Below are 23,089 nucleotides of genomic sequence, written 5' to 3' on the forward strand. Positions count from 1 at the left end.
TTACCGCACCTTGCCGACCGTTCGGGCCATCTTGCCAAGGGGCCCGCGACGTGTCACGCGAGGGAGTCTAAGCGCAGCGGTTGGGCGGGGGTGCCGGATGAGAGGGAGGTCGCACGACGAAGTGAGGTAGAACGTGTGACCGCCTCCCGGCGGGCTAGGTGTCCATGCCGGGGAGGAGCGGCACGAACCGGTCCCAGCGCGCGGTCTCGCAGCCGTTGCTCCGGTCGAACCGGGCGTCCACGGGGCGCCCGGCCCAGGTCCCCGTGACATGGGCGGTGGCGGGACCGCCGTAGAGCATCGTGCAGACGCTGCCCTCGGGGACGGGGGCGAAGGTGTCCTTCCCCCACCGCGTGTTCCGCTCCAGCGCGGCGCAGGCGCCGACGGGGTCGGGGTGGGTTCCGCGGGAGGGGTGACAGTGGAGCTCGAAGGTCTGGTCGGCACCAGTGCCTGTGTCTCGGACGGTGACGCTGAGGTGGTCGCCGGTCTCGGTGTACGCCGCTGCGGGGGCGGGAGCCAGGGCGGCAAGGAACAGGGGGAGCGGGCTCAAGCGGGCGAGCCGGGTGAGTCGGGGATGCCGGGGGACCCGGGTGGCGTATGACATGCCCTGACTAACGGTGGACGCGGCCGTACGTTGCGCGGAAGCACTTTGCCCTGCGCCCCGCCCGCCTAGTACCGTGGGAACCGATTGGTGGCACGACCTTCGACTGTGTCATCATCTGCACGCACCACTCGCGCTCGCGCGGGCGGCTGTGCTGGAGGCGTCGCCTAGTCCGGTCTATGGCGCCGCACTGCTAATGCGGTTTGGGACTTACATCCCATCGAGGGTTCAAATCCCTCCGCCTCCGCGCAAGATCACCGAAGCCCCGGTCCGAGCGACCGGGGCTTCGTCGTTCCCGGCCGTTCCCGATCTCGCTCAGATGTACGTTTCCGCAGCTCGCAAGGGGTATGGCAAACGGATTTCACATGGGAGCGGCAGTCATGTAATGTTCTTCCTGTCGCCGCGAGCGGCCCGGAAGGGCAAGGAACGGCGAGAAAAACAGAACAAGCACTCGTAGCTTAACGGATAGAGCATCTGACTACGGATCAGAAGGTTGCAGGTTCGAATCCTGCCGAGTGCACAGCATTTCAAAGCCCCCTCGGGATCATCCCGGAGGGGGCTTTGTCGTGCCGTACAGCAGCGAAGTACGGCAACGGGTCGAGGCCACCTGATCGGTGTGTGACCCCGAGGGCAGTAAATTTACTGCCCTGCGGGCCATCAGACGGTCTGAGAGCCACCCATCACTGCGGAGAGTTTGCCAAGCGCGGCACGTACCTCTTCCTCACTCGCCTCCGCGTAGAGCTCCATCGTCATGGCGATCTGCGAGTGGCGGAGGACGCGCTGAGCCACCTTCGGGTGGACCCTGAGGGCGACCAGGAGGGAGCCGCATGTGTGCCGGTTGTTCCGGAGCGGGATCACTCGGAGGCCGGCACGTCGGGCGCGCAGGGCGAACATGCGGGTGAGGTTGCCGGGTTCGATCGGCGTCCCGTACTTCGTCGTGAAGACCCGCCCCCGGGTGTCCCGTCAGAGCTCCCCACCCAACGGCTTGGTGAACACGTAGTCCGACTCTTCCCACAGATCGCCGCCCGCCAAGGGGTGCCCCGGACACGGGGGCACCCCTCTGGCATTGCAGGCTGGAGGCTGCTGTTCCGGACCGTCAGTACAGCGCCTTGTAGACGCCCCAGCCGCTGCCGATCTTCGCACGTGCTCCGAAGCCGCCCTTGCCGTTGCCCGCCCAGCGGTACAGGTTGCCTGCGGAATCGCGGGTGACGAGGTCATTGCGCCCGTCCTGAGTCAGGTCGCCGACGCCGACCAGGGCGTTGTACGCGTTGAAGCCCGAGGCGATCTTCGCGCGCCCCCCGAAGCCGCCCTTTCCGTTGCCGTACCAGCGATAGAGGTTCCCGGCCCTGTCCCGGCCCAGAAGGTCTCCGGTTCCATCGCCATTGAGGTCGCCCACGCCCACCAGCGCCGTGTAACCGGACAGCCCGGTGCTGATGCGTACCCGGGCCTTGAACGTGCCCTTGCCGGTGCCGGCGTAGAACCACAGGACTCCGGACCGGTCACGGGTCAGCAGGTCGGACCGGCCGTCACGGTTGAGGTCCCCGGACGACGTCAGCAGGTTGTACTGGTTCCAGCCCTTGCCGATGACAGTGGACTTGTTGGTTCCCCGGGCGAAGTACACCTGCCCGAAGCCCCAGTACGCACGCAGCTCGCCGGTGGAGTTGCGGACCAGCATGTCCGCGAACCCGTCGCCGTTGAGGTCGCCGGCCGGCACCAGGGTGGAGGAGGTCGGCCAGTCCGCGGTGTAGCTGCGGTTGTAGAAGTGCCCCTTGGGATGCCCCTCCCACGAGTCGGTCCGGCCGTCCTTCCGGACCGCCACCATGTCCGGGAACCCGTCGCAGTCGTAGACATGGGTCGGCAGGGCGCCGCACATCACGTCCAGGCCGCCGCTTCCCACGCGCACCGGCGTGGTTCCGCCGTTGAACCTCGCGGTCAGCTGCCAGGTGTAGAGACCGCTCGGGGCGGGAGCACCGTTCGACTCCCGGCCGTTCCACGAGGCCGAGATGCCGTTGAGACCCCGTTCGGCCCCACCGCGCACCACGGCCACCCGGCGCCCGGTCGTCTTCTGGGCGATGTCCAGTTCCCAGGAGTCCACGGGGCGGCTCAGCAGCAACGAGGCCGTCCAGGTCGAGTAGTACGACGACGTGGTCCTCGGCGCGACGCTCCCGGAGGTGTACGCCTCCCCTATCACCGGAGCGGAGCCCGGTACCCCGGCCGCGCTCACATGCACGCGGCGATCGGCGTCCACGTAGGCGATGTGGCCGCTGTACTTGTCCACGGTCCACGTGATCCTGCGGTCGTCCGCGAGCGTTCCGGCCGGGAGGGCGGCCATGGAGCGCTCCGCGAGCGGGCTGCCGGTGTGGAAGTCCGTCAGCTTGAGTTCGCCCGCGTCCCGGTCGTGCCGGACCACGTAGCCGTCGCCGAGCATGGCGGGGCCCGACGGCACTGCGAAGCCGCGGTTGTTCGTCAGGTCGTACACCCCGGCCTGCTTGTCGGCACCGCAGGACCAGTAGAGCCAACGCGCCGTCGCCTGCAGTTCGGTGGGCACGCAGGCGGTACCGGTCCGCACGGTGCGGACGGTTTTGCCGGGAGTGGCAGCGTCCGAGGTCAGCCGCTCCGCGGTCAGCGTGCCGGGGCTGCCGGGGGTCGCGCTCCACAGGGTGGAGTACCAGAGCGCCGCGGCCTGCACCGGGCGGCTGCGTACGACCTTGTTGTAGCCCGGGTCGATCAGATATTGGGTTCTCGGGGACCCGCCGTCCACCACCACGTACGAGTACGACGCGTCCCTGACCTCGCCGCCACTGCCGGGCAACGGCACCTGCGCGTGCGACGTGTACGCGTCCACGCGGGTTTCCAGGTAGGTCCGCCCTGCTGTCTCGGAAAGGAAGGACAGTCCGTACCAGTTGCCCTCCACGCTCCGCACGCAGTCCTCACCCGTCGCACAGCGCACGGCGGACGTGGGCATGCCCGCGGGCAGGGGCTTGGCCGCTCCCGCGACGGGGACCGGCCCGGTACCGACGTCCTGCTGGTAGAGGGAGAGCTTGCCCGCCAGGCTGTCCACCCGGTTCAGGGTGCCCCGGTACAGGTTCAGTCCGAGGACCTTGGCGATCACCGGGGGCAGCGGCTGGGCCACCTCGTGCGCCGGCGCCCCGCCGGAGCCGGCGGCGAAGCGGTGCACCGCCCAGTCGCCGGTGCCGGAGCCGCCGACGAGCAGGGCGCTCCCGTCCGCCGTCTGCGGTGGGGAGTCCGACACGATCGCGATGTGGTCGAGTGCGGTGCTCGGCTCCCCGCCGTCGAGCGGCCGGGACGTCAGCCGCCGACCGAGCGTGGTGCCCGAGGTGGTGTCAGGGCCCGAGGTCAGGAGGGTGCCGCCGAGGAGGGCCACGGGAGCCGCGTCGTCGGGGATCGGGAACTCCTGCGCCCCGGAGGAGAGGTCACCGCGGGGCAGCCAGCGCAGCCCGGTGAAGCCATGCTTCCACCAGGCGACGCGGTCGGCGCTCAGCAGGATGCGCAGGCCCTCGCCGCTCATCGTCTCGGGGAGAGGGGTGATCACGGCGGTGGTGGGGTCCAGCAGGCCGTACCGGTACGCGCCGTCCTGCCGGAAGGAGATCACCGCGCCGCGGTCGTCCGTGGCACCCTGCTGCAGGGACAGGCTGCTCAGCTGAGCACCCGCGGGCAGGCCGGTGATGTGCAGCGGTTGCGCGGGATCGGTGCCGGTGTCGAGGAGCACACCGTCGGAGCTGGTGGTGCTGGTCGCGGACTCCAGGGCCAGCACCTTGCCCGCGACGGTCCCCCGGAACGTGTAGCCGGCCGGGAGCTGCGCCTCCCGGCGCTCACCGGTGTGCGGATCGAGCAGGGTGTACCAGGCGGTGCCCCGGGCCGGGCTCGGTGAGATGGCGAGCAGGTCTCCGCCGGCACCGACGGGGCATACGAGCGCGTTGGCCGGCAGGGTCTGCAGGCCGGGCACCTGCGTCGAAGTGCCGCTCGCGAAGTCGGTCCAGGTGTAGCCGTCCCGGCCCTCCTGCTGGTGCAGAAAACCGGTGTTGCCCGCCGCCAGCGGGGTGTCCACACGGGGTGTGGCCCGATCGGCGGGCGGGATCACGACCTCCTGGGACGAGTCCGCCGCGGTCGCCGGCTGAGCGGCCCACGCGGGCGACGCGTCCACGGCGAGCGGGATGGCCGTACCGGCGACCGCCAGAATCGTGGCGGCCGCACCGAAAGCGAGACCCGCGCCGCCTCTGCGGCGGCGGCCTCCGTGCCGTGGTTCAGTCGACGTCCTGGGCGATGCCCTCACGTCTCCCCCTCGTTGATGTGACGATCTGCCGCGCGGCGCCCCGATGTGGCCGGACGCGCTCCCGCGTCACCCCCTGTGGCCGCGGTGGATCTTGCCGGCCGCTTGCGGTAGACGTTAGCCGATCAACGAAGTCCCAGTCCGTCCTGACGGGATTACGATCAGACAACCCGACGGCGCCCGGCGGGGCGGCCAGGGAGCGACCTCACTGTCCGGGTCTGTGTCCGGTGATCGACCGCCCCCGGACGGCCGCGCGGACAGGTGGAAAGCGTGTTGGCCGGCTGCCGCATATTGCCTCGCGGAGACAGTGCCGGCCTCCGTATGGTCTGAGCCGGGGACAAGGTTGAACGACAGCGCGAGCCGCACGGTGAGCCGAGAGACGGTGAGCAGAAGACGCCACGTCGCCAGGGGAGTGCCGGGTGGCTACCGGATCTGGGACAACCGAGGCCGCCGATGGTGGTGTGATCTCTACGAGTTGTGCCCTGACGATCTCCTGGCCGAGCTCAATGGCCAGGCGGACCAGGCACGGATCACCGCGCTGATGAAGCGCTGCCGGGCGCAGAAGCGATAAGTAGCCTTGCGGTCTGCCGTTCCTGTCGGCGCGTACGTCGTGTTGCGGCATGGGAGCAGCGGGACAGGGACCCGAGTGGACTTGTGATGCGGTACAGCAGAAGTACAGCAACCCCAGCAACCGGCAGTGTCCGACACCGACCCTCATAGGTCTCGTGGCAGCCTCTTTGGGCTTTGTCGTGGAGTACGGCATGACGTAGGGATCGTCATCCGCAGCGACTCCGTGGCCTTGAACCTCATTGAGCGGGCGGCTGGCTTCAAGGCCGGTGAGTCCGCGACTGGGCGGCGCTTTCGGACGTACGTGGTCACGTGGTGCTCGTGGCCAGGCCGTGGAAGGCCTCGGTGGTGCGGGGGTGGGCGAGTTCGTCGAGGAGATGGCGCCAGTCGGGGTCGGTCGCGGTGGGATGGGCCAGGTCCCAGGCGGTGAGGAGCGGGGCCAGTTCGGTCTCGGGGGAGATCTCGATCGGCGAGGTGGACGGGGAGGTCAGCAGCCGGCTCATGGGAGTTCCTTCAGGAGAGGGCGGAGCATGCAAGGCGCGTGAACTCGGGGGCGGGGCCCGGTGGTCCCGATCCGATGGCTTCTACGATGGCCCCCGTCCCGGGCCCGCGACATGGCGCCGGCCGCCCCATTCGGGGTGGGGGCAGCTGTACCCCCAGGGGGCTGCCTGCCCCCGTCGCGGGGTTGTCGTGGCCCTCTGCGATCGGGGCTGGGCGGGTTCTCGTGCATCGGCGGCAAGAGGGACTCTCGCGGTTTCCCGGGACGTACGACTGGCTCGTGGGCGGGGCCGCGGAGGTCGGGGAGTCGTACCAGGACGCGGCGGCCCGTGAACTCGCGGAAGAACTGAGGGTGTTCGGGGCGGTGCACGAGGTTGTCGTGACCGCCGCGCTCGTGCCCGATCCGGTGGAGATCGCGTGGCACGGGTGGTTCGGCGAGGGGGAGTTGCTGGAGGCGTCGGGCGGGGGCGTTCGTGTCCGACGGGGTGGAGGCTCTTCGGCGTTGCCCGGCGGTTGTCTGGCGCCTGAACGGACCGCTGGAGAGTCGGCAGCGCCCCCGTGCCGGTCGAGCCGGAGCCCCCTGCACGACGGCTTCCCCCGTAGCTCCCGTTCAGCAGGCCGTGCTCACCGCGGCCCTCGGCAGGGTCGGACGGGGCAGGGCGACCGTCCGGGCCGGGCGGTCGCCCTTGCGGGTGCCCCCGAAGACGAACAGGCGCAGGACCAGGAAGCGGCCGATGCCGGCGAGGGCGGAGGCGCTCAGGTAGACGACCTGTTCCGTGAGCACGCTCGGGGAGGACTGGACGGCGTGCAGGAGGAACATCGCGGCGCAGGTGACCGCGTACGCGGCGGCCGCCGAGCCGGAGGACTGCAGGTGCCGGCGCCGGCCGGGGCGGCGGCCGGTGCCGAAGGTGAACAGGGCGTGGAGCTCGGTGCACAGGAGCGTGGAGGCCACGGTGATCACCGCGTTCGCCATCGCCCACGGCATCGTCAGCGCCACCAGCGGTACGGCGAAGCTGGAGAGAACGCCGATCCCGCCGCCGCAGACGACGAAGCGCACGAAGGAGGCGAGCGGACCCGGGGCGGCCGAGGCGGTCGGAGAGGCCGGGGAGGGCTTCGACGGGGACTCGGTCCGGTCGGCCGTCTGCGGCTCCATGGGGTGTCCTCCGGCTCGGCGCTGGCTTGTCGATCCGCTTGATCCCGGGTGGATCAGCTGCGATCAACGATGCCGTCGCGGGCTCGCCGAAACGATGGAGTGGCCTCCCGGACCGAAGGTAGGGCTGGCTCCACCCCCGGGGTGGGGCGTCCCCGCTACTCGCCCTTCGCGTCCTTCGCCCGCAGCTCCTCGATATAGGCGAGCGCGAGGTTCGTCGAACGGCTGAACCAGTCGTGGTACGGCGATCTCGTCGGCGGAGTACTCCGCGAAGACGGCGTCGAGACGGTCGTAGTACGGCTGGTAGAGAGCGACGACCTTGGCCACGGCGTCGGGGAGCGCGGCGACCCGGACCCGGCGGCGGTCGGCAGGGTCGGGGACGCGGGTGACGTAGCCGGCGCGTTCGAGGCGGTTGAGGATGCCGGTGACCGCGCCGGTCGTGACATGGGCGTGCTCGGCGAGGTCTCCGGCGGTGAGGAGGTTCTCGCCGGCCTTCAGGACGCAGGCGAAGCTCAGCAGGTCGGTGACGTTCAGGCCCAGCCGCTGGGCCGACCCCGTTGTCAGGGCCAGAGCCACGGCCGCCGGAACCGACCACCCGACCCTGCGGCCCGGCAGCGATGTCAGTGGTGCCCCCTACTCTCGTGAGGGATGGCACAGGGATGGAAGTGCTCGGGGTTGTCGTGGTCGGCCGGCGGGCCCGTGCTGCGGTGGGACGGTGGGCGGCGCAGTGCGCTGACCTGGGGGAAGCGGGTGGCCTTCGGGGTCGCGGAGGGGGGTGGGCGGACATGTGTGGGAGCGCGGGGGCACGCGTGTCCGGCGCGGGCCGCGGTGTCGGGGCGGAGCACGGGGGCGCGGTGCGAGGAGTGTGCGCGGCTGGACCGGGCGCACTCCGTGGCCGCTGACACCCTCGCGGACGACCCCCGCCCGTACCGGGTATACCTGGCGTGGTTCGGGCCCGGCATGGTCAAGGTCGGCATCACGGCGCACGCGCGGGGCTCCGCCCGCCTGTTGGAGCAGGGCGCCGTCTGCTTCAGCTGGCTCGGCACCGGTCCGCTCATGGCCGCGCGGCGCACCGAGGAACTGCTGCGGGCGGCGCTCTCGGTACCCGACCGCATCCCGTACGGCGCCAAGCGGGCCGTACGATCCGCCCTGCCGGGGTCGGCCGCCGAGCGGGCCGCCGAAATCGCCGAACTGCACGCGCGGGCGGTGGCGCTGGGCGGCTGGCCGGAGTCCCTGGACCGCGCGCCGTACGAACCGGTCGACCACGTCGGGATCTTCGGCCTCGCGGGGCTGCCCGCCGCCGTGGGTGAGGTGAGCGAGCTCGTCGCGGGCGGGTCGCTGGGCGGGCGGCTCCTCGCGGCCGCCGGACCCGACCTGCACCTGGAGACCGCGGGCGGGGCAGTGGTCGTACTGGACACCCGGCTGATGACGGGGTGGGGGCTGGTCCCGGCCGACCGGTTGGAAATCACCGTGCCGATGAGAGAGTTCAAGGAGACGTCGGGGGTGCAGGACGGATTGTTCTGACGAGGGAGGACGGGGATGGACGTCACCGTGCAGTGGATACGCACGTCGTGGACGAAGCGGTCCCGTGGCGGTGAGGCCGCGACCAGGAGGAACGCGGCTCCGGTCGGCTTCGTGCTGCCGCCGTCCGCGGTGGGGCGGGACGGGGAGCCGTTCGTCCACGCGGTCCGGATGGACGAGCAGGACGACTTCGCACCGCACGGCCGGCAGGGCGACAGCCTCACCGGCGTCGACGTCCAACTCCAGGAGGTCGACGGGCGGTTGCGGGTCCTGCCCCGGGTGAGGCCGATGTTCGGGGTGCCGCCCCGGCCACGGCGGCGCCCGGCCGTGCGGCTCCAGCCCGGGCAGTGGGTGCAGTGGCGGCTCAACTACCGCTTCAGCAGCGCCGTGGGGATACAGGACTGGTCGTACTGGCTGGACACCTTCAACATCGCCTACGGCCCGGTCGGCGCCGAGGTGTTCCTCGGGGCGCCGACGGTCGGTGTGGACGAGCAGGGGCCGGTTCGGTAGCGGTTCCGGAATGCGGCCGGACGCCTCACCCGACCCGTCGGACAAGGCATTCCCCAGGTGTTCCCTGAGAGGCGCCTGTGTGTTTCTCAGGGAAATCACAGACTGCCGAAAGGGTGTTCTCAGGGGGCCCCGACATGGTGTCCACCATGACCACGACCTCGCCCCAGGGGCGCACCGAACTGCTGAGGCCGGACGGGAGCCCCGTCCGAGTGCTTGTGGTGGACGACGAGCTGTCGATCACCGAGCTGCTGTCCATGGCCCTGCGCTATGAGGGCTGGCAGATCCGCAGCGCGGGAGACGGCACGGGCGCCGTCCAGACCGCGCGGGAGTTCCGCCCCGACGCCGTCGTCCTGGACATGATGCTCCCGGACATGGACGGCCTCACCGTCCTGGGGCGGCTGCGGCGCGAACTGCCGGACGTGCCGGTGCTGTTCCTGACGGCGAAGGATGCCGTGGAGGACCGTATCGCCGGGCTCACCGCCGGTGGCGACGACTACGTCACCAAGCCGTTCAGTCTCGAAGAGGTCGTGGCCCGGCTGCGCGGCCTCATCCGCCGCTCCGGTGCGGCCGACCGCCGCTCCGACTCCGTGCTGGTCGTCGGTGACCTCACCCTCGACGAGGACAGCCACGAGGTCTCGCGGGCCGGGCAGAACATCCACCTCACCGCGACCGAGTTCGAGCTCCTGCGGTTCCTGATGCGCAATCCCCGGCGGGTGCTCAGCAAGGCGCAGATCCTCGACCGGGTGTGGTCGTACGACTTCGGCGGCCAGGCCAACGTCGTCGAGCTCTACATCTCCTACCTGCGCCGGAAGATCGACGCGGGACGTGAACCGATGATCCACACCCGGCGCGGCGCCGGCTATCTGATCAAGCCCGCCGCCTCATGAGCGGGCGACGACGGCCGCGGGCGCAGAAGCGGGCAGGGCGAGCAGGCAAGCCGCGCACGCTGCGGACGCGGCTCGTCGTCGCGTCGGTGGTACTGATCGCCGTGGTCTGCTCGGTGATCGGCACGGTGACCACACTCGCACTGCGGACCCATCTGTACGACCAGTTGAGCGGCAAGCTCAACGAGGCCGCGTCACGGGCGGCGCCGCGCGCTCTGCCGCCCGAGCAGCGCAACAACGGCGGCACCGACGACGACAAGAACAAGGGGGCCAACCCGCCCGGTGGACAGGGGAAGCGGCAGAACACCCCCGCCGGCTTCGTCATGGGCCCGGGGCCGGACGGCACGGTCGCGGCCAAGGTGGTCAAGGGCAAGATCACCGACGCCAAGCGCGGGGTGAAGTCCGACTCCGACCAGAACTACGGCATGACCGCCGCGAACCTCACGACCGCACAGGTCGAGGTGCTGAACGCGGTCCCCAAGGACAACGAGCAGCACAAGGTCGAGCTTCCCGGCATCGGTGACTACCTCGTCCGGTACACCAGCAACGACACCTCCGCCTACTACGTCGCCGTCCCCACCAAGGACGTCGACGCCACCATCGACACCCTGATCCTCGTAGAGATCAGCGTCACCGCCGCCGGTCTCGGCGCCGCCGTCATCGCCGGTTACGTCCTCGTCGGACTCGCCACCCGCCCCCTGCGCAGGGTCGCCAACACCGCCACCCGGGTCTCCGAACTGCCCCTGCACACCGGCGAGGTCAATCTGAGCGAGCGGGTGCCCGAGGCGGAGTGCGATCCGCACACCGAGGTCGGGCAGGTCGGCGCCGCGCTGAACAGGATGCTGGACCACGTCCACGGCGCCCTGCACGCACGGCAGCAGAGCGAGACGCGGGTGCGGCAGTTCGTCGCCGACGCCAGCCATGAACTCAGAACACCGCTCAGCTCCATCCGCGGGTACGCCGAACTCACCAGACGCGGCAGGGAGGAGGTCGGTCCCGACACCCGGCACGCCCTGGGCCGTATCGAGTCCGAGGCGGGCCGGATGACACTGCTCGTGGAGGACCTGCTGCTGCTCGCGCGCCTGGACGCCGGGCGGCCGCTCCAGTTCGAACAGACCGACCTCATCCCGCTCGTCGTGGACACCATCAGTGACGCCCGCGCGGCCGGCATGGGCCACAACTGGCGCCTCGACCTGCCCGACGAACCCGCCCTCGTCTCCGGCGACGCGGCCCGCCTCCAGCAGGTGCTCATCAACCTGCTGGGCAACGCCCGCAAACACACCCCGCCGGGTACGACGGTCACCGCGCGCGTGCAGCGGCGCGGACCGTGGATGTGCGTGGACGTCGAGGACAACGGCCAGGGCATCCCGCCCGAGCTGCTCCCGCACGTCTTCGAGCGGTTCGCGCGCGGCGACTCGGCGCGCTCCCGCGCCACCGGATCCACCGGCCTGGGCCTCGCCATCGTGCAGGCCGTCGCGACCGCACACGGCGGCGCGGTGACCGTGGACAGCGTTCCGGGGCGGACCGTGTTCACCATGCACCTGCCCGCGGTCGGGCCCGTGGCCCCCCGTCCGGCGCCCGAAACGAACTGGCAATCGCACTCACAGGCACAGCACAGCGCCGCCATATGGGTGCAACAGGGGGCTTGACCAGAGTCGTTCACATGCGAACCGACTCTTCTCCCGGCACCCTGCCGGCGCGGGAGCACCTCCCGGCCGGCGACGCCGGTACGCCTGTCCTGGACGTAGTGATCCCCGTCTTCAACGAGGAGAAGGACCTCCAGCCGTGTGTGCTGAGACTGCACGAGCACCTCGAGCGCACGTTCCCGTACGCGTTCCGCATCACCATCGCGGACAACGCGTCGACGGACACCACTCCCCTGGTGTCGCGGCGGCTGGAGGCGGAGATCCCGGAGGTCAAGGCCTTCCGGCTGGAGGAGAAGGGCCGCGGCCGGGCCCTTCGGACCGTCTGGTCCGCCTCCGACGCACCGATCCTCGCCTACATGGACGTGGATCTGTCCACCGACCTCAACGCCCTGCTGCCGCTGGTGGCACCGCTGATCTCGGGCCACTCCGACCTGGCGATCGGCTCCCGGCTCGCCCGCAGCTCCCGGGTGGTGCGCGGCCCCAAGCGCGAGTTCATCAGCCGCGCCTACAACCTCATCCTGCGCGGCTCCCTCCAGGCCCGCTTCTCCGACGCGCAGTGCGGCTTCAAGGCCATCCGGCGGGACGTGGCGCAGGTCCTGCTGCCGCTCGTCGAGGACACCGGCTGGTTCTTCGACACCGAGATGCTGGTCATCGCCGAGCGCGCGGGACTCCGTATCCACGAAGTGCCCGTCGACTGGGTCGACGACCCCGACTCCACCGTCCACATCGTGAAGACGGCGACCGAGGACCTCAAGGGGGTGTGGCGGGTGGGCAAGGCCCTGGCGAGCGGATCGCTGCCGCTGGACCGGATCACCCGGCCGTTCGGTGACGACCCGCGCGACCGCGAGATCCAGGACGTGCCGAAGGGGCTGGCCCGCCAGCTCGTCGGGTTCTGTGTCGTCGGCGGGCTGTCGACGCTCTTCTACCTGCTGCTCTACAGCGGCTTCCGCCAGTTCGGCGGCTCCCAGATCGCCAACGCGCTGGCCCTGCTGGTCTCCGCGGTCGCCAACACCGCCGCCAACCGGCGCCTGACCTTCGGGGTGCGCGGGCGGGGCGGCGCCGTCCGGCACCAGGCGCAGGGCCTGGTCGTCTTCGGCATCGGCCTCGCGCTAACCAGCGGCTCCCTCGCCGCGCTCAACGCGGCCAGCAGCGACCCCGCGCACTCCACCGAGCTGGCGGTGCTGATCGCCGCCAACCTCGCGGCGACCGTGCTGCGCTTCCTGCTCTTCAGGGCCTGGGTCTTCCCCGACCGCGGTGACGACCAGCCCCGCTCCACGGTGGTGGCCCACACCCCGTCCGCGCCGGCCCACCCCGTCCAACAGCCCTACGCGCCGCTGCCCCAGCGCCCGACGGCACACCAGTACGCCACGACGCCGTACGCCACGACGCCGTACACCCCGCCGTCCCCGTACGACACGACCGAGTTCCGCGCCGGTGAGGCCGCGGAGCAGCGCTCCCGGCAGGACGCCACCGTGCGGTTGCAGCCGGTGCGCCCGACCGACACCGACCCGAGGAACTCCTGATGACCACGCAGACCGACCATCCGAACCGGCAGGGTTCCGGGTGGGGTCCGGCGGCGACGGCCCCCGAGGCGCCCCTCGCTCCCCCGGCCCCCGAGTCCGGTGAACTCCAGCAGCCCTTCGTCCGCAGACTGTGGCGCGGCCGCCCCGAGGACCCGCGCTGGGCCCGCCCGGCCTTCCTCGGCCTGCTGGCCGCGACCCTCCTGCTCTACCTGTACAACCTGAGCGCCTCCGGCTACGCCAACTCCTTCTACTCCGCGGCGGTCCAGGCCGGCAGCCAGTCCTGGAAGGCGTTCTTCTTCGGTTCGCTGGACGCGGGCAACGCCATCACCGTCGACAAGCCCCCGGCCTCGCTGTGGCCGATGGAGCTGTCGGTGCGGATCTTCGGCCTGAACTCCTGGGCGATCCTCGCGCCCGAGGTCCTCATGGGCGTCGGCACGGTCGCCGTCGTGTACGCCTCCGTACGCCGCCGGTTCAGCCCCGCGGCCGGTCTGATCGCGGGCGCCGTGCTCGCGCTCACCCCCGTCGCGGCGCTGATGTTCCGGTTCAACAACCCCGACGCCATGCTGGCGCTGCTGATGGCGCTCGCCTGCTACTTCGTGGTCCGGGCCCTGGAGGACGGCCACACCAAGTGGCTGCTGTGGGCCGGTGTGGCGATCGGCTTCGCGTTCCTCGCCAAGACCCTGCAGGCCTTTTTGATCCTGCCGCCGCTGGCGATCGTCTACGCCGTCTGCGCGCCGGTCTCCGTCAGGAAGCGGCTAGGCCAACTGGCCGCTGCCACACTCGCGTTGGTCGTCTCGGGCGGCTGGTGGGTCGCGGTCGTCGAGCTGTGGCCCGCCTCCTCGCGCCCCTACATCGGCGGCTCCCAGAACAACTCCTTCCTTGAACTGACCTTCGGCTACAACGGTTTCGGCCGCCTCAGCGGCGACGAGACCGGCTCGGTCGGCGGCGGCGGTGGTGGCGGTGGCGGCACCGGCATGTGGGGCGAGACCGGCTGGGACCGGATGTTCAACTCCGAGATCGGCGGCCAGATCTCCTGGCTGCTGCCGGCCGCGCTGATCCTCCTGGCCGCCGGTCTGGTGGCGACCCGAAAACTCACGAGGACCAGCGTCACGCGTGGTGCGTTCCTGGTCTGGGGCGGCTCGCTGCTGATGACCATGGTCGTCTTCAGTTACATGGCGGGCATCTTCCACCAGTACTACACGGTGGCCCTCGCCCCCTACATGGCGGCCGTGATCGGCATGGGCGCGGGCATCCTGTGGGAGAAGCGCGCCGAGCTGTGGGCGTCGATCACCCTCGCGGCCTCGGTCGTGGCGGCGGCGGCCTGGAGCTACGTCCTGCTCAACCGCACCTCCGACTACTTGCCCTGGCTGAAGTACCTGGTCCTGATCGGCGGCCTGGTCGCCGCGCTCGGCCTGATCTTCGCGGGCCGCATCACCCGGCAACTCGCCCTCGCGGCGGCCTCCCTGGGCCTGGTCGCCTCGCTGGCCGGCCCGACGGCGTACACCCTGAGCACCCTCCAGGAGGGCCACACCGGTTCCATCGTGACGGCGGGCCCGGCGGGCGCGTCCATGATGGGCGGCGGCGGTCCGGGCGGTGGCGGCGCAGGCCGGGGCGGCTTCGGCGGCGGTACGCCCGGCCAGCAGGGCCGGCAGCAGAACGGCAACGGCACCACGCAGGGCGGCGGCACGGGCGGCTTCCCCGGCGGGGGCATGCCCGGGCAGCAGGGGCAGAACCAGCAGAACGGCAACGGCGGCACCCAGGGCCAACAGGGCCAACAGGGCGGCCCCGGCGGACAGACGGGCGACGGTGGCGGCATGGGCGGCGGCGGTGGGGTCGGCGGCCTGCTGAACGGAGCGAGCGTCACCTCCGAGGCGAAAAAGCTGCTGGAGACCGACGCGTCGAAGTACACCTGGGCCGCGGCGGCCATCGGCGCCCAGAACGCGGCGAGTTACCAGCTCTCCACCGGCGACCCGGTGATGGCGATCGGCGGCTTCAACGGCACCGACCCGTCCCCGACGCTGGCCCAGTTCAAGAAGTACGTGGCGGACGGCAAGGTCCACTACTTCATCTCCAGTGGCTCCGGCCGCGGCATGGGCGGCAGCAGCAGCGGTACGTCCTCGCAGATCACCTCGTGGGTCGAGGCCAACTTCAAGAAGGTCACGGTCGGTTCGGCCACCTTCTACGACCTCACCCAGAAGGCGAGCGGCTGACGCCTCTCCCCGGCAGAAGGGCGGCGACCCCGGCGGTCGCCGCCCTTCTCGTCGTACGGCGGAAAAGTGCGTTGTACGCCGTATAGGAACTGTTCTACGGTGTACAACATGACCGCCCCCGCCTCCGCTCCCACCCCCGTCACCGTCTCCCAGGGCCATCCCCAGCGTTGGCTGATACTCGGCGTCATCTGTCTCGCGCAGCTGACCGTGCTGCTCGACAACACGATCCTGAACGTGGCGATCCCCTCCCTCACCAGCGAACTGGGTGCCGCCACCTCCGACATCCAGTGGATGATCAACGCGTACTCGCTGGTCCAGTCGGGTCTCCTGCTCACCGCGGGCAGCGCCGCCGACCGCTATGGCCGCAAGAAGATGCTGGCCGCGGGGCTGGTGCTGTTCGGCGTCGGGTCGCTGGTCGCGGGCCTCGCCGACTCCACCGGCCAACTGATCGCGGCACGGGCCGGGATGGGCGTGGGCGGTGCGCTGCTGATGACCACCACGCTCGCGGTGGCGATGCAGATCTTCGCGCCCGAGGAGCAGCCGAAGGCGATCGGCATCTGGGCGGCGGTCAACTCCCTGGGCTTCGCGACCGGTCCCCTCCTCGGCGGCTTCATGCTGAACCACTTCTGGTGGGGCGCGATCTTCCTGATCAACCTGCCGGTCGCCGCGCTCGCCCTGATCGCGGTCGTGCTCCTCGTCCCCGAGTCCAAAAACCCGCAGGGCGACCGCCCCGACCTGCTCGGCGCCCTGCTGTCCACGATCGGCATGGCCTCCCTGGTCTTCGCGATCATCTCCGGCCCCGAGCACGGCTGGACCTCCGGCCGGGTGCTGGTGCCGGCGGCCGTGGCGGTGGTGGTCCTCGCCGGGTTCGCGTACTGGGAGAGCCGGATCCCCCACCCCATGCTCGACATGCACTTCTTCCGCGACCGCCGGTTCACCGGAGCGGTGGCGGGCGCGGTCCTGATCACCTTCGGCATGGGCGGCTCGCTCTTCCTGCTCACCCAGCACATGCAGTTCGTCCTCGGGTACGGCCCCCTGGAGGCGGGACTGCGGACCGCCCCGCTCGCGCTGATGATCGTCGCCCTCAACTTCACCGGCCTGTCGGCGAAGTGGTCCACGAGGCTCGGGACGCCGCTCTCCATCGGCCTCGGCATGGCGGTGATGGCCGCGGGCCTCCTGGCCATCGCCACGCTCACCGGCCACGGGTATCCGGGCACGCTGCTGGGGCTGGTGCTGATCGGCGCGGGCGCGGCGGTCGCCAGTCCCGCGATGGCCCACGCGATCATGAGCGCGATCCCGCCGGAGAAGGCCGGGGTCGGCGCGGGCATCAACGGCACCGTGGCGGAGTTCGGGCAGGGGCTCGGGGTCGCCGTGCTGGGCGCGGTCCTGAACGCGCGGTTCGCGGCGGGGATCTCCGTGGCCGCGGTGTCCCTGCCGGGAGCGCTGGCGGAGGCGGGGTCGGCGTCGGAGCGGGCACGGATCACGGAGGCGTTCGCCTCCGGCCTGGAGAGCAGTCAGTTGGTGGGGGCGGTGGCGGTGTTGCTGGGCGGGGTGGTGGCAGGGGTGTTGCTGCGGCGGGCGGAGCGGGCGCACGACGCCTAGTGGGGTGGTGGCTTCGGCTCAACGGCGGCCGCAGTCCGATTGTGGCTGGTCGCGCCCACGTGGCGGAGCCGCATGTCGGTACAGCCCCGCGTCGGTGCAGGCCTAGCATCGCGGCAAGTGAACGACGTCTCGGAAGGTGCGCCATGGTGAAGGCAGGCCAAGAAGCGGCCGCGCGAACCAGTGTCTGGCTGGAGGGAAAGGTGCGCCGGGGTGGGCGTGGGGGCGGGCAGCCGTCCGGGCTGGACCGGGACCGGATCACCGAGGTCACCGTCCGTCTCCTGGACGCCGAGGGGCTGGCCAAGTTCTCCATGCGGCGGCTGGCCGCCGAGCTGAACGTGACCGCGATGTCCGTCTACTGGTACGTCGACACCAAGGACGACCTCCTCGAACTCGCCCTGGACGCGGCCTTCGGCGAGCTGGAACTGCCGGACCCGGAGGCCGACGAGGACTGGCGGGACCAACTGCGCACGGTGGCAAGGGAGTACCGGGGTCTGCTGGTACGGCACCCCTGGGTCTCACCGCTGGCCGGCACCTTCCTCAACATCGGCCCCCACTCCCTGGCGCTGTCCAGGACCGTGCACCGCATCGTCCGCAGGACCGGCCTGCCCGCGCACGGCATCACCGGCGCGATCTCCGCCGTCTTCCAGTTCGTCTACGGCTTCGGCACCATCGAGGGCCACTTCATCGCCCGCGCCACCCAGGCCGGCATGACCCAGGAGTCGTACTTCCGCCACGCCATGAGCACCGCCACCCGGGCCCCCGCCGTAGCCGAACTCCTCAAGGAGAACGAGGAGATCATGACGGCGAGGGGCGGCGACACGGTGGAGGACATGCGGGACAGGGACTTCACGTTCGCCCTGGAACTCCTGGTCAGGGGAATCGAGGCGATGGTCGAGCGCCCTTAGGCGCGCTTGCCCACCCCGCGATCAGGCCAACCGCGCCGGGAAACCGCCGGTGGCGACCGGCCCCCACCGCACCGGCGTCACCCGGATGATCGACTTCCCCTGCTTCACCATCGCCGAGCGGTACTCGTCCCAGTCCGGATGCTCACCGGAGATGTTCCGGTAGTACTCCACCAACGGCTCCACGGAGTCCGGCGCGTCGATGACCTCCGCGGTCCCGTCGACCTGCACCCACGGCCCGTTCCAGTCGTCGCTCAGCACGATCACGCTGACCTGGGAGTCCCGCTTCGCGTTCCGGGTCTTGGCCCGCTCGGGATACGTCGACACGACGATCCGCCCCGAGTCGTCCACCCCGCAGGTCAGCGGCGAGGCCTGCGGCGACCCGTCCGCCCGCCGCGTCAGCAGGATCGCCCGGTGCCGGGGCCGTACGAAGTCCAGCAGCTGTTCCAGGGAGACGGCCTTGTTGGTCGCAATGTTCGGTGCCATGGAATCAGCCTAGTTGGAGCGCCACGGCGTTCCAGTGAACCGCGGCACGGCCGAGCCGGTCCGCCTTCTCGTCCACGATCCGCAGCAGCCTCAGCCCCGCCTCCGCCCCGTGCCCGGCGACCTCGCGCGGCGGGATGTCGAACATCCGCCGGTCCACGGGCGGCTCACCGCGTCGCAGGGTGATCAGCAGGATCCCGCCGGGGCCGAGCAGCCCGGCCAGCCGCCGCATGGCGTGGGGCCGCTCCTCCGGCAACAGGTGCATCCACACCGCGGACAGCAGGACGACGTCGTACGGGCCCCGCACGCCGGGTATCTCCGGCAGCGCGCCCGCCCGCCAGCTCACCCCGCTGCCGGGGTGCAGCCGCTCGGCCACCCGGCGCAGCTCCGCCACCGGCTCCACCGCGTCGACCGTGTACCCGCGGCCGGCCAGCGCCGCCGCGTCCCGCCCGGTTCCCGCGCCGATGTCCAGCACCCGCGCGGGCGCCTCCGGCAGGAGATCCAGCAACGCCCCGTGCACGGCCTCGAACGAGACGCTCTCGTACACCCTCCCCAGCCGCTCCGCCGACTCGGCGTAGTAGGCCTGCACCCCCGTGGTCCGCTCCATATCCGAACCGTACGACCCGCCACTGACAACGCCCTCAGGCCTGCGGCAGCGACTCCCCCTGCACCGCCTGCACATCGAGCTCGACCTTCAGCGTCGTGCCGATCGCCGCGATCCCCGCCTGTACGACCTGGTTGTAGTTCATGGCGAAGTCCTCCCGCCGCAGCTGGGTCGTGGCCCGGAAGGCGGCCCGGGTTCCGCCCCAGGGGTCGGCGCCGGTGCCCAGGTAGGCGAGGTCCAGGTCGACGGGCCGTACGACACCGCGCATCGCCAGCTCGCCCCGGACCGTCCAGCGATCCGTACCGGACACGACCAGGCCCGTCGACCGGTAGGTGATCTCCGGGTACCGCTCGACGTCCAGGAAGTCCGCCGACCTCAGGTGCTCGTCCCGCATGGCGTTCCCCGTGTCGATCGAGGCCGCCCGGATCACCGCCTCCACGCGGGACTTGGTCACGTCGTCCGGGGCGACCTCGATCGCCGCCGTGAAGTCGGTGAAGCGGCCGTGCACGCTGGAGATGCCCAGGTGCTGGGCGAGCGCGCCCACACTGGAGTGGGCCGGATCGACGGTCCAGGGCCCCGGCGGCGGGAGTTCCGTGCCGCCGATGCGGGCCAGCGTGACCGTGCCGACCTCGGCGCGGCCGCTCGCGGTGACGATCGCGCTGGACGCGGCGGGCGCATAGCCGACGGCCGTGACGATGACGGTGTACGGCCCCGGCTCCAGCGGAGTCCCGTCCCGTACGGCCCCCTCCGCGTCCGCCTCCGCGCGCAGCACCTGGGTGCCGGTCATGTCCGTCACCGTGACGACCGCGTGCGACACGGCCCATCCGTCCCGGGTGCGGATCCTCGCGGTCAGTCCCATGTCTCGTACCTCCTCAAAGCAGACCGGCCCGTGGCGGGCGCGCGCCTCCGCTCGGGGCGCGCGCTCCCTGCCACGGGCCGGAGCGGATGAACTACTCGCCGGGGTGGGCGAGTTCGATGTCGTGGCCGTCGACGCCGGGGCCGTTCACGGTCAGGGCCGTCGCCTGCGGCGGGTAGCCCGTCGCGATGACCGTGTACTCGCCGCCGTCCAGGTCGGTGAAGGCGTACGCCCCGTCCGACCCGGTGGTCGCGGTACCGACCACGTTGCCGGCCGCGTCCACGAGGGTGACCCGCGCGTCGGCCAGCGGACCGTGCGGCGCCCGTACGACACCCTGCAGGCGGGCGCCCGAGTCGAGGTCGACCTCGATGCGGGTGACGCCGGTGCCGCCGACCTCGACGGGCAGGGCGCGCGGCCGGAACCCGGCGGCGTTGACCGCGACGGTCACCGCACCCGGCACCAGCTCGCCGAAGGCGAACTCGCCCTGCTCACCGGTGGTCCCGGTGGCCAGCAGATCACCCCGCACATCGGTGACGATCACCATCGCGTCCTTGACCGGCTCCCCGTTCTGCGCGGCCCGCACGAGCCCGTTCAGCCCGCTGGTGCCGCTGAGGAGGATGTCGTAGGCGACCGGCTCGCCGTTCACGAGCACCGTGGACGCCTGCGGCTGGTAGCCGTCCGCGGAGGCGATCAGGACGTACGACCCGACGCTCGGCGCCTCGACCGCGTAGGAACCGTCGGCCTGGGTGACCGACCGGCCCAGTTGCCGTCCCGCGAGCGAGATCAGCGTGACCGCGGCCTGCGGGACCGCAGCGCTCTCGGCACCGCGCACGAAGCCGCGGACCGGGATGCCGCCGGAGCCTTCACCGGACGCCTCCGGACGGGCGAGGGTGGCCACGGCGGACAGCCGCTGCGTGCCCTCGGAAGCGGTCTCGGTGTCGGAGGAGACGGTCTCGGTGGCCGCCCAGCTCGGAGTGTGCGCGGCGGCCTCGCTCTCCACCGGAGCCTCGGCGGGAGCGGGAGTCTCCTCGCCTGCGGCCTGCGCCAGCGCGCCCCTGGTCCGCAGCGGAACCTCCTTGATGAACAGGGTGATCAGGAACGCGACGGCCGCGAGGGCGCCGGCGATCAGGAACACGTCGGCGATGCCGTGGCCGTAGGAGCTCTCCATCAGGGTGCGCACCGGGGCCGGGAGCTTGCTCAGGTCCGGGATGCTGTCGGTGGAGGAGCCGGAACCGGACAGGGCGGCCTGGTACTTGGGGTCGAGGGCGGCGACGCCGTCCGACACGTAGTGCGTGATCCGGTGGGACATGACCGCGCCGAGCGCGGAGACGCCGACCGCACCACCGAGGGAACGGAAGAACGTGACCGTGGAGCTGGCGGAGCCGAGGTCGCTCGGGTCGACCTGGTTCTGCGTGCACAGCACCAGGTTCTGCATCATCATGCCGATGCCGAGACCCAGCAGGGCCATGAAGACGGCCATCTTCCAGTAGTCCGTGTCGTACCGGATGGTGCCGAGCAGACCGAGGCCCGCCGTCACCAGCACGCCACCGCTGACCAGCCACGCCTTCCAGCGCCCGGTGCGGGTGATGAACTGCCCGGAGACGGTGGAGGAGACGAACAGACCACCGATCATCGGGATGGTCATGACGCCGGACATCGTCGGGGACTTGTCGCGGGCCAGCTGGAAGTACTGGCTGAAGAACACCGTGCCGGTGAACATCGCGACACCGACGAACAGCGAGGCCAGCGAGGCCAGGGTGATGGTGCGGTTCCTGAACAGGCGCAGCGGGATGATCGGTTCGCTCGCCCTGGACTCGATCAGCACGAACAGCAGACCGAGCACGATCGAACCGCCGACCATCGTGTACGTCTGCCACGACACCCAGTCGTACTTGTCACCGGCGAAGGTGACCCAGACGAGCAGCAGCGAGACGGCGGCGGCGATGAAGGTCGCGCCGGCCCAGTCGACCTTCACGTCCCGCTTCACGACGGGCAGGTGCAGGGTCTTCTGCAGCACGATCAGCGCGATGACGGCGAAGGGGACACCGACGTAGAAGCACCAGCGCCAGCCCAGCCACGAGGTGTCGGTGATGACACCGCCGAGCAGCGGACCGCCGACGGTGGCGACGGCGAAGGTCGCGCCGAGGTAGCCGGAGTAACGGCCGCGCTCACGCGGGGAGATCATCGCGGCCATGACGATCTGGGCGAGCGCGGACAGACCGCCGACGCCGATGCCCTGGACGACACGGCAGGCGATCAGCATGCCGGGGTTCTGCGAGAGACCGGCGGCCGCGGAGCCCAGGACGTAGATGACCAGGGCTATCTGGACGAGCGCCTTCTTGCTGTACAGGTCGGCGAGCTTGCCCCACAGGGGGGTGGCCGCGGTCATCGACAGCAGGGCGGCGGTGACGACCCAGGTGTAGGCGGACTGGCCGCCGCCGAGGTCGCTGATGATGTGCGGGAGCGCGTTGGTGACGATCGTGGACGACAGGATCGCCACGAACATGCCGAGCAGCAGGCCGGAGATGGCCTCCATGATCTGCCGGTGCGTCATCGGGGCGTACTCGGTGGAGCCTCCCCCGTGCTTGGCGTGAGCCCGCACACCGGCTGGTGTGGTCGTTGCCATGGGCTTCCTTCTCTTACTGGGTGATCGCGGGTGTACGGGTGGTCTGTTCGAGTACGGGGGTGACGGGCGGCCGGGGCTCGGGGCCGTGGGCGCGGGTGTCGTCGAAGCTCGCGCGCAGGCGGGCCATCAGCGCGGTCAGCTGGATGACCTCGTCGTCGCTCCAGTCGCTGAGCCGCTCGGCGAGCATGAGGCAGGTCCGGCGGGACAGCTGGTCCAGGAGCGCCTGGCCGGCCGGCGTCAGACGCAGGATGCGTGAGCGCTTGTCCGCCGGGTCGGGGGAGCGCTCGATCCAGCCGCGCTCGGCGACGTGTGCCACGTGGCGGCTGGTCACCGACATGTCCACGGCGAGCAGCTCGGAGAGCTGGCTCATGCGCATGTCCCCGTAGCGCCCGAGGAGGGTCAGCACGGCGGCGGAACCGGAGGGGCACTCGGACGGCATCATCCGCCCGATCTCCCTCTTCACGGCCCCGAAGGCGCTGAACTGGCGGATCAGCTCCTCGTATCGCGCTTGCTCGGCCATCACACCTCCCGCGTTCGTTGCTTAGGGCAACCATAGACGTGCTTGGTTGCTACAGGCAAATAAAACGGGGTGGGTGCGGCATAAAAAGTTGGCAAAGG

At 70.9% G+C, this 23,089-nt stretch carries 18 protein-coding genes, 2 tRNA genes and 3 pseudogenes; 12 read left to right on the forward strand and 11 right to left on the reverse strand.

The genetic code is table 11. From position 1 onward, the window contains the following. Nucleotides 1-154 precede the first annotated feature (154 nt). Nucleotides 155-601: an SSI family serine proteinase inhibitor gene (locus ACIRP7_RS12090; protein ID WP_403656846.1), complete on the reverse strand. Its 447-nt coding sequence runs from the start codon at nucleotides 599-601 to the stop codon at nucleotides 155-157. Between the two features lie 153 nt (nucleotides 602-754). Here ACIRP7_RS12090 and ACIRP7_RS12095 point away from each other — a divergent pair. Together ACIRP7_RS12095 and ACIRP7_RS12100 are read left to right on the forward strand one after the other, a co-directional pair. After that, a tRNA-Ser gene (locus ACIRP7_RS12095) sits at nucleotides 755-845 on the forward strand. Between the two features lie 200 nt (nucleotides 846-1,045). Further along, nucleotides 1,046-1,118 (forward strand) — tRNA-Arg (locus tag ACIRP7_RS12100). A 137-nt stretch (nucleotides 1,119-1,255) separates the two neighbouring features. Here ACIRP7_RS12100 and ACIRP7_RS12105 read toward each other — a convergent pair. Next, nucleotides 1,256-1,561: pseudogene (locus ACIRP7_RS12105) on the reverse strand (site-specific integrase); the annotation flags it as partial. Nucleotides 1,562-1,694: 133 nt separating this feature from the next. Further along, the gene (locus ACIRP7_RS12110; RefSeq protein ID WP_403656849.1) at nucleotides 1,695-4,763 is read right to left on the reverse strand and encodes an FG-GAP repeat domain-containing protein; all 3,069 of its coding nucleotides are present in this window, start codon (nucleotides 4,761-4,763) and stop codon (nucleotides 1,695-1,697) included. Between the two features lie 508 nt (nucleotides 4,764-5,271). Here ACIRP7_RS12110 and ACIRP7_RS12115 point away from each other — a divergent pair. Beyond that, a complete protein-coding gene (locus ACIRP7_RS12115; protein ID WP_403656852.1) occupies nucleotides 5,272-5,460 on the forward strand; it encodes a hypothetical protein in 189 nt (62 codons plus the stop codon). Between the two features lie 304 nt (nucleotides 5,461-5,764). Here ACIRP7_RS12115 and ACIRP7_RS12120 read toward each other — a convergent pair whose 3' ends face one another. Beyond that, entirely contained in the window at nucleotides 5,765-5,959 is a 195-nt protein-coding gene (locus tag ACIRP7_RS12120; RefSeq protein WP_403656855.1) for a hypothetical protein, read from the reverse strand. Nucleotides 5,960-6,045: 86 nt separating this feature from the next. On the opposite strand from ACIRP7_RS12120, the pseudogene ACIRP7_RS12125 reads away from it, so the two are divergent. After that, nucleotides 6,046-6,249 (forward strand): annotated as a pseudogene (locus tag ACIRP7_RS12125) (hypothetical protein); the annotation flags it as partial. Nucleotides 6,250-6,564: 315 nt separating this feature from the next. Here the strand turns inward: ACIRP7_RS12125 and ACIRP7_RS12130 are convergent. Both ACIRP7_RS12130 and ACIRP7_RS12135 read right to left on the reverse strand, forming a co-directional pair. Next, a complete protein-coding gene (locus tag ACIRP7_RS12130; RefSeq protein WP_403656858.1) occupies nucleotides 6,565-7,107 on the reverse strand; it encodes a hypothetical protein in 543 nt (180 codons plus the stop codon). 155 nt (nucleotides 7,108-7,262) lie between these two features. After that, nucleotides 7,263-7,653, reverse strand: a pseudogene (locus ACIRP7_RS12135) (MarR family winged helix-turn-helix transcriptional regulator); the annotation flags it as partial. A gap of 99 nt (nucleotides 7,654-7,752) precedes the next feature. Here ACIRP7_RS12135 and ACIRP7_RS12140 point away from each other — a divergent pair. The 8 genes from ACIRP7_RS12140 to ACIRP7_RS12175 all read left to right on the forward strand — a co-directional run bounded on the left by ACIRP7_RS12140 (nucleotide 7,753) and on the right by ACIRP7_RS12175 (nucleotide 17,905). Then, nucleotides 7,753-8,628 carry a DUF2797 domain-containing protein gene (locus tag ACIRP7_RS12140; RefSeq protein WP_403656861.1) on the forward strand — a complete coding sequence of 292 codons (876 nt, stop codon included), beginning with the start codon at nucleotides 7,753-7,755 and terminating at the stop codon, nucleotides 8,626-8,628. A 15-nt stretch (nucleotides 8,629-8,643) separates the two neighbouring features. Then, on the forward strand, nucleotides 8,644-9,135 hold the full coding sequence (locus ACIRP7_RS12145; protein ID WP_403656864.1) for a hypothetical protein: 492 nt from the start codon (nucleotides 8,644-8,646) through the stop codon (nucleotides 9,133-9,135). Nucleotides 9,136-9,281: 146 nt separating this feature from the next. Then, on the forward strand, nucleotides 9,282-10,022 hold the full coding sequence (locus tag ACIRP7_RS12150; protein WP_031047840.1) for a response regulator transcription factor: 741 nt from the start codon (nucleotides 9,282-9,284) through the stop codon (nucleotides 10,020-10,022). Further along, a complete protein-coding gene (locus ACIRP7_RS12155) occupies nucleotides 10,019-11,668 on the forward strand; it encodes an ATP-binding protein (protein ID WP_403656868.1) in 1,650 nt (549 codons plus the stop codon). The genes ACIRP7_RS12150 and ACIRP7_RS12155 overlap by 4 nt, the downstream gene beginning before the upstream one ends. A 14-nt stretch (nucleotides 11,669-11,682) precedes the next feature. Beyond that, the gene (locus ACIRP7_RS12160) at nucleotides 11,683-13,188 is read left to right on the forward strand and encodes a glycosyltransferase (RefSeq protein WP_403656871.1); all 1,506 of its coding nucleotides are present in this window, start codon (nucleotides 11,683-11,685) and stop codon (nucleotides 13,186-13,188) included. Continuing rightward, on the forward strand, nucleotides 13,188-15,398 hold the full coding sequence (locus ACIRP7_RS12165; RefSeq protein WP_403656874.1) for an ArnT family glycosyltransferase: 2,211 nt from the start codon (nucleotides 13,188-13,190) through the stop codon (nucleotides 15,396-15,398). The genes ACIRP7_RS12160 and ACIRP7_RS12165 overlap by 1 nt, the downstream gene beginning before the upstream one ends. 108 nt (nucleotides 15,399-15,506) lie before the next feature. Then, nucleotides 15,507-17,000 (forward strand): MFS transporter, encoded by a 1,494-nt coding sequence (locus tag ACIRP7_RS12170; protein ID WP_403656877.1) that lies wholly within the window; start codon nucleotides 15,507-15,509, stop codon nucleotides 16,998-17,000. Between the two features lie 143 nt (nucleotides 17,001-17,143). Then, nucleotides 17,144-17,905, forward strand: a complete 762-nt coding sequence (locus ACIRP7_RS12175; RefSeq protein ID WP_403656880.1) for a TetR/AcrR family transcriptional regulator — start codon at nucleotides 17,144-17,146, stop codon at nucleotides 17,903-17,905. Nucleotides 17,906-17,926: 21 nt separating this feature from the next. On the opposite strand, the gene ACIRP7_RS12180 is transcribed toward ACIRP7_RS12175, so the two are convergent. From ACIRP7_RS12180 to ACIRP7_RS12200, 5 genes are all read right to left on the reverse strand, one after another. Then, nucleotides 17,927-18,388 (reverse strand): PPOX class F420-dependent oxidoreductase, encoded by a 462-nt coding sequence (locus tag ACIRP7_RS12180; RefSeq protein ID WP_403656883.1) that lies wholly within the window; start codon nucleotides 18,386-18,388, stop codon nucleotides 17,927-17,929. A 4-nt stretch (nucleotides 18,389-18,392) separates the two neighbouring features. Then, entirely contained in the window at nucleotides 18,393-18,992 is a 600-nt protein-coding gene (locus tag ACIRP7_RS12185; protein WP_403656886.1) for a class I SAM-dependent methyltransferase, read from the reverse strand. A gap of 34 nt (nucleotides 18,993-19,026) precedes the next feature. Further along, nucleotides 19,027-19,848, reverse strand: a complete 822-nt coding sequence (locus ACIRP7_RS12190; RefSeq protein WP_403656889.1) for a YceI family protein — start codon at nucleotides 19,846-19,848, stop codon at nucleotides 19,027-19,029. Nucleotides 19,849-19,939: 91 nt separating this feature from the next. Further along, nucleotides 19,940-22,471: an MFS transporter gene (locus tag ACIRP7_RS12195; RefSeq protein WP_403656892.1), complete on the reverse strand. Its 2,532-nt coding sequence runs from the start codon at nucleotides 22,469-22,471 to the stop codon at nucleotides 19,940-19,942. Between the two features lie 13 nt (nucleotides 22,472-22,484). Then, nucleotides 22,485-22,991, reverse strand: coding sequence for a MarR family winged helix-turn-helix transcriptional regulator (locus ACIRP7_RS12200; RefSeq protein ID WP_403656895.1), 507 nt, complete (start codon nucleotides 22,989-22,991; stop codon nucleotides 22,485-22,487). Nucleotides 22,992-23,089: the final 98 nt, after the last annotated feature.

The sequence above is a fragment of the Streptomyces sp. NPDC102270 genome, from assembly GCF_044766405.1.
GTDB lineage: Bacteria > Actinomycetota > Actinomycetes > Streptomycetales > Streptomycetaceae > Streptomyces.

Excerpts from the sequence above, each read along its gene's own strand:
- ACIRP7_RS12090 (WP_403656846.1), bottom strand. The coding sequence starts at position 601 with ATGTCATACGCCACCCGGGTCCCCCGGCATCCCCGACTCACCCGGCTC.
- ACIRP7_RS12120 (WP_403656855.1), bottom strand. The coding sequence starts at position 5,959 with ATGAGCCGGCTGCTGACCTCCCCGTCCACCTCGCCGATCGAGATCTCC.
- ACIRP7_RS12130 (WP_403656858.1), bottom strand. The coding sequence starts at position 7,107 with ATGGAGCCGCAGACGGCCGACCGGACCGAGTCCCCGTCGAAGCCCTCC.
- ACIRP7_RS12140 (WP_403656861.1), top strand. The coding sequence starts at position 7,753 with ATGGCACAGGGATGGAAGTGCTCGGGGTTGTCGTGGTCGGCCGGCGGG.
- ACIRP7_RS12145 (WP_403656864.1), top strand. The coding sequence starts at position 8,644 with ATGGACGTCACCGTGCAGTGGATACGCACGTCGTGGACGAAGCGGTCC.
- ACIRP7_RS12150 (WP_031047840.1), top strand. The coding sequence starts at position 9,282 with ATGACCACGACCTCGCCCCAGGGGCGCACCGAACTGCTGAGGCCGGAC.
- ACIRP7_RS12155 (WP_403656868.1), top strand. The coding sequence starts at position 10,019 with ATGAGCGGGCGACGACGGCCGCGGGCGCAGAAGCGGGCAGGGCGAGCA.
- ACIRP7_RS12160 (WP_403656871.1), top strand. The coding sequence starts at position 11,683 with ATGCGAACCGACTCTTCTCCCGGCACCCTGCCGGCGCGGGAGCACCTC.
- ACIRP7_RS12165 (WP_403656874.1), top strand. The coding sequence starts at position 13,188 with ATGACCACGCAGACCGACCATCCGAACCGGCAGGGTTCCGGGTGGGGT.
- ACIRP7_RS12170 (WP_403656877.1), top strand. The coding sequence starts at position 15,507 with ATGACCGCCCCCGCCTCCGCTCCCACCCCCGTCACCGTCTCCCAGGGC.
- ACIRP7_RS12175 (WP_403656880.1), top strand. The coding sequence starts at position 17,144 with ATGGTGAAGGCAGGCCAAGAAGCGGCCGCGCGAACCAGTGTCTGGCTG.
- ACIRP7_RS12180 (WP_403656883.1), bottom strand. The coding sequence starts at position 18,388 with ATGGCACCGAACATTGCGACCAACAAGGCCGTCTCCCTGGAACAGCTG.
- ACIRP7_RS12185 (WP_403656886.1), bottom strand. The coding sequence starts at position 18,992 with ATGGAGCGGACCACGGGGGTGCAGGCCTACTACGCCGAGTCGGCGGAG.
- ACIRP7_RS12190 (WP_403656889.1), bottom strand. The coding sequence starts at position 19,848 with ATGGGACTGACCGCGAGGATCCGCACCCGGGACGGATGGGCCGTGTCG.
- ACIRP7_RS12195 (WP_403656892.1), bottom strand. The coding sequence starts at position 22,471 with ATGGCAACGACCACACCAGCCGGTGTGCGGGCTCACGCCAAGCACGGG.
- ACIRP7_RS12200 (WP_403656895.1), bottom strand. The coding sequence starts at position 22,991 with ATGGCCGAGCAAGCGCGATACGAGGAGCTGATCCGCCAGTTCAGCGCC.